The sequence below is a fragment of the Bacillus sp. L381 genome, assembly GCF_030284525.1.
Lineage (GTDB): Bacteria > Bacillota > Bacilli > Bacillales > Bacillaceae > Bacillus > Bacillus amyloliquefaciens.
On the sequence record NZ_CP127224.1, the window covers coordinates 210,210 to 219,176 of the forward strand.

The 8,967-nt window shown below is 37.5% G+C and carries 9 protein-coding genes; all 9 read left to right on the forward strand.

Annotated features, from left to right (window positions below):
• The first annotated feature begins 182 nt into the window (after positions 1-182).
• The 9 genes from QRX25_RS01190 to QRX25_RS01230 all read left to right on the forward strand — a co-directional run bounded on the left by QRX25_RS01190 (position 183) and on the right by QRX25_RS01230 (position 8,791).
• Complete coding sequence (locus QRX25_RS01190) at positions 183-1,568, forward strand: amino acid permease (RefSeq protein ID WP_065980588.1); 1,386 nt, start codon at positions 183-185, stop codon at positions 1,566-1,568.
• Positions 1,569-1,660: 92 nt separating this feature from the next.
• Positions 1,661-2,365 carry a YjjG family noncanonical pyrimidine nucleotidase gene (locus tag QRX25_RS01195; protein WP_065980589.1) on the forward strand — a complete coding sequence of 235 codons (705 nt, stop codon included), beginning with the start codon at positions 1,661-1,663 and terminating at the stop codon, positions 2,363-2,365.
• Positions 2,366-2,420: 55 nt separating this feature from the next.
• Positions 2,421-3,569, forward strand: coding sequence for a sensor histidine kinase (locus tag QRX25_RS01200; RefSeq protein WP_212100134.1), 1,149 nt, complete (start codon positions 2,421-2,423; stop codon positions 3,567-3,569).
• Positions 3,570-3,592: 23 nt separating this feature from the next.
• Entirely contained in the window at positions 3,593-4,246 is a 654-nt protein-coding gene (locus QRX25_RS01205) for a response regulator transcription factor (protein WP_065980591.1), read from the forward strand.
• Positions 4,247-4,465: 219 nt separating this feature from the next.
• Positions 4,466-5,398, forward strand: coding sequence for an ABC transporter ATP-binding protein (locus tag QRX25_RS01210; protein WP_065980592.1), 933 nt, complete (start codon positions 4,466-4,468; stop codon positions 5,396-5,398).
• Between the two features lie 15 nt (positions 5,399-5,413).
• Positions 5,414-6,622 (forward strand): ABC transporter permease, encoded by a 1,209-nt coding sequence (locus QRX25_RS01215; protein ID WP_212100137.1) that lies wholly within the window; start codon positions 5,414-5,416, stop codon positions 6,620-6,622.
• 2 nt (positions 6,623-6,624) lie between these two features.
• Complete coding sequence (locus tag QRX25_RS01220; protein ID WP_065980594.1) at positions 6,625-7,791, forward strand: ABC transporter permease; 1,167 nt, start codon at positions 6,625-6,627, stop codon at positions 7,789-7,791.
• A gap of 75 nt (positions 7,792-7,866) precedes the next feature.
• Positions 7,867-8,022, forward strand: a complete 156-nt coding sequence (locus tag QRX25_RS01225) for a hypothetical protein (protein WP_289707642.1) — start codon at positions 7,867-7,869, stop codon at positions 8,020-8,022.
• 73 nt (positions 8,023-8,095) lie between these two features.
• The gene (locus QRX25_RS01230; RefSeq protein WP_065980595.1) at positions 8,096-8,791 is read left to right on the forward strand and encodes a thioesterase II family protein; all 696 of its coding nucleotides are present in this window, start codon (positions 8,096-8,098) and stop codon (positions 8,789-8,791) included.
• Positions 8,792-8,967 lie beyond the last annotated feature (176 nt).

An 8,967-nucleotide genomic window follows, 5' to 3' on the forward strand; every position in this document is an offset into this window, starting at 1 on the left:
AAACAATTGTATTTTCCACGAAAATTTATTATGATGAGATAAGGAAATTAGAGATTATATAACAATAGGAAGATAGAATATTTCTAATATTGCGGGAAATGAAGATTGAGTTAGGTTCAAACAGGTGCACCTTCTGCTTCATTATTTCACATATATCTTAGCTGTTAAGAGGAGGAAGCGAAGTGGCAAACAAAGAATTAAAGAGAGGCTTAGGCGCGCGTCATATCCAGATGATTGCGCTGGGCGGCACGATCGGTGTCGGTTTATTCATGGGGTCATCCAGCACGATTGAATGGACCGGGCCGTCCGTTCTGCTTGCTTATGCGATCTCCGGTATCTTTATCTTTTTTATCATGCGTGCGATGGGCGAAATGCTCTATGTAGAGCCGAGTACAGGGTCGTTTGCGACATTCGGCCATAAGTATATACATCCGTTAGCCGGCTATATGACAGCGTGGAGCAACTGGTTTCAATGGGTAATCGTCGGGATGTCTGAAATTATCGCCGTCGGTTCGTATATGAAATATTGGTTTCCTGATCTGCCGGCATGGATTCCCGGCATTATCGCCATGGCCATTCTCGGTGCGGCGAATTTGATTTCGGTAAAATCTTTCGGTGAGTTTGAATTTTGGTTTGCCATGATCAAAATCGTAACCATTATTCTGATGATTGTTGCCGGAATCGGGATTATTTTCTTCGGTTTCGGTAACGGCGGCCATGCGATCGGATTATCTAATTTATGGTCGCACGGCGGTTTCTTTACAAATGGGTTTTCCGGATTTTTCTTTGCGTTATCACTGGTCATTGCAGCCTATCAAGGGGTCGAACTGATCGGGATTACGGCGGGGGAAGCGAAGGACCCGCAAAAAACGCTGCGAAGCGCGATTCAGAGCATTATCTGGCGGATTTTGATTTTCTACATCGGTGCGATTTTCGTTATCGTCACCGTATATCCGTGGAATGAGCTTCACTCACTCGGCAGTCCGTTTGTTTCGACATTTGCGAAAGTCGGGATTACGGCAGCGGCCGGCTTGATTAACTTTGTTGTGATTACCGCTGCGATGTCCGGCTGCAACAGCGGGATTTTCAGCGCGGGACGCATGCTTTATACATTGGGCGTGAACGGTCAGGCGCCGAAATTTTTCAAGAAAGTTTCTTCGAGCGGTGTGCCGATATTCGGTACGCTTGCAGTATTAATCGGACTTGTGATCGGTGTCGTGCTGAACTACATCGCGCCTCCGAAAATTTTTGTCTATGTCTACAGCGCGAGTGTGCTTCCGGGAATGATCCCGTGGTTCGTCATTTTAATCAGCCATCTCGGTTTCAGAAGAGCGAAGGGCGCTGAGCTTGATAAGCACCCGTTTAAAATGCCTTTTGCGCCAGTGACAAACTATTTGACGATCGCTTTCTTATTGATGGTGCTGGTCGGCATGTGGTTTAACAAAGATACGCGGATATCTTTGGTCGTCGGGGTGATTTTTCTGGCGATTGTGACAGTCAGCTATTATGCGTTCGGTATCGGCAAGCGCATGCCTGATGAAGAATCGAAAATAGAAGACGCTGTATAACTCAAAAAGACACCTCTCTTAAAGGGGTGTCTTTTTCGGCTTGTCAGCGAGTGGTATACTGGATAAAAAAAGCAGAACCGGGGGAAACATCGATGAGTCACTACCGTACGTTATTATTTGATATAGACAATACGCTGCTGGATTTTACCGCTTCAGAAACCGATGCTCTTCAAAAATTGTTTCAAGGTTCAAAGCTGGACCTGACGGCAGAGGTGGAAGCCCGTTATAAAGCGTTAAATCAAGGGCTGTGGAAGGCGTTTGAAGAGGGTGAAATGACCCGAGATGAAGTGGTGAATACAAGGTTCGCCCTTTTGTTTAAAGAATACGGCCTCGAAGCGGACGGCGTGCTGATGAATCAGACGTACCGCCAATACTTAGAAGAAGGGCACCAGATGATAGACGGAGCTTATGAGCTGATTGAAAGGCTGAGTCCTTTATTTGATTTATACATTGTGACGAACGGGGTGTCGAGATCACAATATAAGCGGCTGGGCGACTCGGGTCTGTATCCGTTTTTTAAAGATGTGTTTGTTTCTGAGGATACGGGTTTTCAAAAGCCGATGAAGGAATACTTTGATTATGTATTTGCGAGAATTCCCGGTTTTTCTGCCGAACACGGGCTTATCATCGGCGATTCACTGAGCGCGGACATAAAAGGCGGTCAGATGGCGGGAATTGATACATGCTGGTTTAATCCCGGGAAGAAAGCAAATGAGTCCGGGATCATCCCGACGTATGAGATTCAATCGCTTGATGAGCTGTATGATGTGCTGAACGTGGAGGTTGTCGCTTTATGATTTCTCAAAATATGTATAATATAATTCATATCAGATTGTGACGGAAAGGATTATTATGAAAAATCTTTCTTCACTTAGTACAAGAGTGCTCATAGAGAAAACCATTATTTGCTTTGCATTATATTCTATTATCATTTCTATTCTTAAAACGTCGGTTTCGGAATTCGTTTGCCTGCTGATTATCACCATTTTTTTAGTCGTAAACGATCATATCAGATTAAAATACCTAAGCGGTCATTATTCTTTTAGATATTATGCATCCTTTTTATTAAGTAACCTTTTGTCAGGCATTTTATTGTTTAAAATTAACTGTCTCGGTTCTCAAATATATAATATTTTCTTACTGATCGAGATTATTGTAACAACTCGTAAGCTGCCGTGGACTGTAGTAAGTCTGCATTTCATTATTTTTTTTACAGCTCTTAAAGCAGCGGGGAACAGCGGGAAAGATATATTGATGTCTTATTTGGTGATTATGGCTATTATTTATCTGTTTAGAAACGTACTGCTCGAAAAAGCAAAAATACAAACATTAAATAAAGAATTACAAAGTGCAAACACAAAACTTAAGAATTATTCTCAAAAGATTCAAGAGTTAACTATTTCTAAAGAGCGGACAAGAATTGCACAAGAGCTTCATGATTCCCTGGGGCATTATTTGATCGCCTTAACAATGAATCTTGAGTTCGCCGATAAAATAGTCAGTAAAAATCCGAGCGAGGCTAAACAAGTCATCAATAAGTCACATGATTTATCGAAGGAGTGTATTATTAACCTGAGAAAAGCTGTCGCTTTGCTCAATGACCCTGCTCCTCAAAAAGGGCTTCTAAAATCGATCAATGAGATTTTTGAAAATTTTCAGCAAACAAATGAAATAAAATTCGAGCTTGATATGGACAATAAAGTAGAGTCAGCTGATCCTGATATCAAGAATTGTCTCTATAAAACAGTACAAGAGTCTATAACGAACGGAATAAAACATGGAAATGCTACGTTTTTTTCAATAAGAATACGTATGTCTTTTGAACAAATCTCTATATCGATAACTGACAACGGTACAGGATGTTCTGAAATTAATAAGTCAAATGGAATAAAAGGAATAGAGAAAAGATTTGCTGCACTTGGAGGAGAGGTTAATTTTCATTCAGGGATGGATTCAGGATTTACTGTGGAAGCCGTAATTCCCGAGATGGCAGATCTTTAATCCGAATATCAGGAGGTATTGATATGGATATTATTATTGTGGATGATCAGCAAATTGTCAGGGAGGGGCTGAAAATGATTCTGAGCCTTCACGAGGAAATTAATATTGTGGGCGAAGCTTCTAATGGTGAACATTTATTAGATTTGCTAAAACATACAAGGCCTGAAATCATTTTAATGGATATAAGAATGCCCATAATGGACGGCATTGAAGCAACAAAGCTAGTTAAAGAGAGATATCCGGATATTAAAGTGATTATACTGACAACCTTTAACGATAGCGAATACATTTTTACTGGACTGAAAAGCGGTGCAGATGGTTACATACTGAAAGATTCTGATTCCCAAGAAATTATTGATTCCATCAAAACAGCATGTGAAGGCAATATTCTGTTAAATCCTAAAGTAACGCTAAAAGTTGTAAAAGCTTTAAACTCGGTAGAACATAATAAAGAGCTTATTCAAGAAAATAATGAAAAGGAACAGATGCTGCAATTGCTTACACCCAGAGAAAAAGAAGTCGCAAAACAGATTATGGAAGGGAAGAGCAACAAAGCTATAAGCGAAGCATTGTTTATTACTGAAGGCACAGTCAAAAATTATGTATCCAGAATACTGGAAAAACTTCAAGTGAACAACCGAACGGAGCTGAGCTTATATTTACAAAAGCACATGTGATTCAACTTTTTTCTCCTTCAACCAGAAAGGAATTTCATCAAATTCCTTTCCTTCATTTTCTTCTTAATGTATCCGGACTTACACCTTCCGTATATGACTAAAGTAACGATGTAATTCATAACTAAAGTAATAAAGTAAATGAGTACTATAGTAAATTCTAAAAATATTCCATTCAGGTTAAAATAAAAGAACCGAAATACCACGAGGGGTGTTTTAATTATGCTCGAATTAAAAAAACTTACCAAAAAATATGATGACTTTACGGCAGTTAACAATATTTCGCTTACTGTAGAAGATGGAGAAGTATTCGGACTATTGGGTCCTAACGGTGCCGGCAAATCAACAATGGTTTCTATGATTAGTACTGTTCTTGCACCTACCAGCGGCACAATTAAAGTAGACAATAAATCACTTAAGGAAAAACCTATTGAGATAAAAAAAATAATGGGGGTTGTTCCACAGGATTTAGCTTTATATGAAACGTTAAGCGCCAAAGATAACTTAAACTTCTTCGGAAGCCTTTACGGGCTGTCAGGGAAAAAGCTAAAGGAAAGAACTGATGAGGTTCTTGAGATAATTGAACTGACAGATAAAAAAAATCAAAATGTATCAGAGTTTTCTGGGGGAATGAAACGTCGGGTTAACATAGGCGTGGCGTTAATGAATAATCCAAAAATATTAATTCTTGATGAGCCTACAGTAGGAATCGATCCGCAATCAAGAAATCATATTCTTGAAACAGTAAAAAGGCTGAATAAAGAAAAAGGAATGACTGTTATTTACACCAGCCACTACATGGAAGAAGTAGAGTATCTTTGCGAGAAGGTGGCAATTGTTGATCATGGATCTCTTATTGCTTTAGGAACGAAAGAAGAACTCAAGGAAAGCTTAAATGCTTGTGACACTTTAACTGTTACTTTTAAGGATGCTGATGAAGAGGCACTCCGACGGATAAACAGTATTACAGGAATTGATAAAGTGACTGTAGATCATAAACAAATTTCAATGCTTGTATCAACGAAGGAAAGAAACATCATTGAAATTGTAGATGATATCAAAAACTTAGGAATCGACCTCACAAGCTTTAAGTACGAGGAAGTCAATTTGGAAAGCATTTTCCTTCAAATTACAGGGAAAAACCTAAGAGATTAGTAGGAGGAGGCTATCTTGAGAAAATTATTCAACTTATTTTTTCTTGATTTTAAGCTGTTAACAAAGAATAAGTCATTTTATTTAAAACTGATGCTGTTTCCATCTCTGCTGATCCTCATATTGGGCAGTGTGTTCAGTAATTCAGATTCAAAGATCGAAGCATTTGATGTAGCTTTTTACTCAGCAGATTCCGGGGAGAATGTTTCTTTAGGTGATGTCTTAAAGGATAAAGTTTTTAAGAAAGGCGATCTGAAAGATATCATTCATTTAAAAGAAGCTGAGAGCTACAATGACGGTGAAAAATTAGTTAAAGAGGGAAAGGCAGCGGCTTTTATCTATGTACCGGAACACTTTACGAAAGCCGTCATGCACAACGGGAAAACAAATATCGATTTAATTGGAGACAATAACAAGACGATAGATAAAAATATTGTTCAGGCTGTTTTGGAGGGCTTTACGAAAAGCGTGAAAACAATGAGTGCAGAGCAACAAGAAGTATTAAAACATATCAACCCCGACGGCAGCATACCAAAAGAAAAAATAGAAAAAATGATGAACGATCTGGCCGATAATGACGGCATCTCTGCTGACATCCCAAAAACAGCGACAAATAAGAATGCGGTTCCTGTCGATTCCATGCAGTATTATTCAATTGCAATGGTTGTCATGTTTTCCATTATGACGGCTTTTGTGCTTGTTCACAGCATTGTTGATGAGCGGCAGAATAATACGCTGTTCAGGATTAAATCTACACCGACTTTAAATATTCAGTATGTGCTCGGAAAATTGACAGGTATTATTTTTGCGATCTTAATGCAGATGGCTGCTGTGATTCTGATCAGCTGGGTCGTATTCCGAATGAACTGGGGCAACCTGTTTGATATTTTTGTTATTACGGTAGTATACGCATTTGCTATAGGCAGCATTGTATTGTTTTGGGGTTTTACCGCCAAAGACCACGTGGCGGTGTCCAGTATGGCTTCTCCGGTTCTTTATATTTTCAGTTTTTTAGGAGGCAGTTTCATTTCTAAGAACGGGCTCCCTGATAGTCTGAGGGTTGTTCAGGAGATCATCCCGAACGGTAAGGCAATAAACTCTTATTTAAAAGTTAAACAGAATATCGGCCTTAGCGGCATGTATATTGACTTGCTTGAGCTTATTGGTATTGGTCTCATCTTTGTCTTTATTAACATTATGGTATACAACAGGAAGAAGGTGGCGTAGTAGTGCAATTGATTGCCATGATTAAACATCAGCTGAAGCTGATGCTCCGAAATAGATTAGCAATTTTTGCAACTATTTCGGTGCCGTTAATCCTTACATTTTTGTTTTCTTTTTCTCAAGATACGGATAGCAAAGAGAACTTGTATATAGCCAATGCTGATAAAAGCAACTATTCTGCGAAGCTCATTGAAATGATAAAAGAGCATAAAAATATTAGAGTTATAAAGCTAAAGGAAAATGAATTAAAGAAAAAAGTCGATGATCAGGATATTCCTTTTGGAGTCGTTATTGAAAAAGGTTTTGGAAAGGATTTGGCGGACAATCACAAGATAAAAATGAAAATCATCCAAAACTACGAGAACGGCAGCGGAACATTGTTAGAGCAACTGGTTTCAAATGAGGCGGGAACTCTTGAAAAGGTAGTTAAAGATTCGCAATATATGTCTTCACAGCTGCATACGGACTCAAAAGATATAGAAAAGAACGTTTTTAAGAAATTGAAAAACAATTCAGGAATAGAAGTGAATGACAAAACATTAAGTCAGGGTGAGCATACTCAGGACAATGCGACCGTGAGATTAATTGGTTTTCTTGTAATGTTTATTTGGTTTGTAGTTATTCAAGGGTTAAGAACACTTATTGATGAAAAAGAGAATAATACTTTCAACAGATTACTGAGTACGCCTGTAAACTATACAAAATATGTTTTATCCAAAATGGCTGCTACTTATATTTCTGGAATCATTCATATTATCGTTATTATACTTGCAGGAAAATATCTGCTTAAGATCAGTATAGGTCATAACATCTTTGCCATCGCTGTTATACTGGCCGTTTATTTATTTGCATTGACCTGCATTACGATGATTATGGTTCCGTTTATGAGAAGCCAAAAACAGTTTACTTCTGCAGCATCAATTATAATTGCAGTAAGCGGGATGATAGGCGGTTCCTTTTTCTCATTGGAAATCGCTCCTAAATATATGCAGGTCATTTCTAAATTTACACCCGAGGCATGGGCAATACAGTCTTTAAACAACATTATCTTTAGTAAGAGTACAATAGGAACTGAATGGCTTCCAATCGTTATTTTTACAGGTGTCGGCTTATTGAGTATTATTGTATCTTTCTTCTTAATAAACAGAGAAATTAAGAAAAAGAAAAATTAATGATCATCAATAAATGAAGAAATTCATAGCTTATAAAAGGACGTGAGGGAATTGGGTATGGAAGAACTATTTGGAATGGCTGAATTAATTATAGGTGTACTCATGAACGTATTTATCGGTAAAATCGGGCAAGTTGCTTTTGGAAAAGATAACAGAACAACAAGGATCATTTTAAGAGTAATAGGAATCTTCCTTATCATCAACGGAGTTTCAAGAGCATTTCATATATAAAACTGAGATAGTAAAAAACATCCTTTTAAGGGTGTTTTTTTATCGGGTTATTACAAAATTTCTGAGGTGAATTATGAAAAAAATATTTTGTCTTCCGTATGCGGGAGGATCAAGTGCAATATACTATAAATGGAGAAAGTTAATGAGTAACTCTTTAACAATACATCCTATTGAATTAAAAGGAAGAGGTACAAGAATTAACGAAGATTTTTATGAACACATAGATGAGGCTGTTAATGATATATATGATCTGATAAAGGATCAAATTAGAGAGTGTGATTATGCTTTATTCGGACACAGCATGGGAGGCCGATTAGTTTATAAGCTGTATTGTAAAATTGCTGAAATGCAACATAGGAAACCAAATCACATATTTTTCTCCGGGTGCGGCATTCCCAGAACGAAAAAAGCAGAGAGTATGATTCATGCTTTGCCGGATAATTTATTTTTGCAAAGAATCATGGATATGGGCGGAACTTCGGAAGAACTGTTACATAACAAGGAATTACAACAATTATATCTTCCTATTTTGAGAAGTGATTTCAAAATGTTAGAAGAGGATACCAACTCCGGAAATAAGACAGTTATGGATTGTGATATAACAGTGTTGCATGGTATTGATGACAAGACCATAAGCTCGGATTTAATATGCAATTGGAAACATTATACTTTAAGGAAATGCAATTTTTATTCGTTTGAAGGAAATCACTTTTTTATTCATCAATTTTCGAATGAAATAACAGATATTATAAATAAAACCTTGAAATAAATTTTCGGCTCGAAAAAATCGGGAGAGTTACTTTGTCCCGATTTTTTTTTATGTTAATAAGGAAAATAAAAATCGGGTTAATATGCTTAGGTGTTTTTTCCTGCTAATTGACAACTCTTGAATATTTGTATAATATTTCTTTAAGATGGCTAGTTCTTCTTCATTATCCTTTTTTT

What these genes read in the sequence shown, in the direction of transcription:
- QRX25_RS01200 (WP_212100134.1), top strand. Translation starts at nt 2,421, where the DNA reads ATGAAAAATCTTTCTTCACTTAGTACAAGAGTGCTCATAGAGAAAACC.
- QRX25_RS01225 (WP_289707642.1), top strand. Translation starts at nt 7,867, where the DNA reads ATGGCTGAATTAATTATAGGTGTACTCATGAACGTATTTATCGGTAAA.
- QRX25_RS01210 (WP_065980592.1), top strand. Translation starts at nt 4,466, where the DNA reads ATGCTCGAATTAAAAAAACTTACCAAAAAATATGATGACTTTACGGCA.
- QRX25_RS01195 (WP_065980589.1), top strand. Translation starts at nt 1,661, where the DNA reads ATGAGTCACTACCGTACGTTATTATTTGATATAGACAATACGCTGCTG.
- QRX25_RS01205 (WP_065980591.1), top strand. Translation starts at nt 3,593, where the DNA reads ATGGATATTATTATTGTGGATGATCAGCAAATTGTCAGGGAGGGGCTG.
- QRX25_RS01230 (WP_065980595.1), top strand. Translation starts at nt 8,096, where the DNA reads ATGAAAAAAATATTTTGTCTTCCGTATGCGGGAGGATCAAGTGCAATA.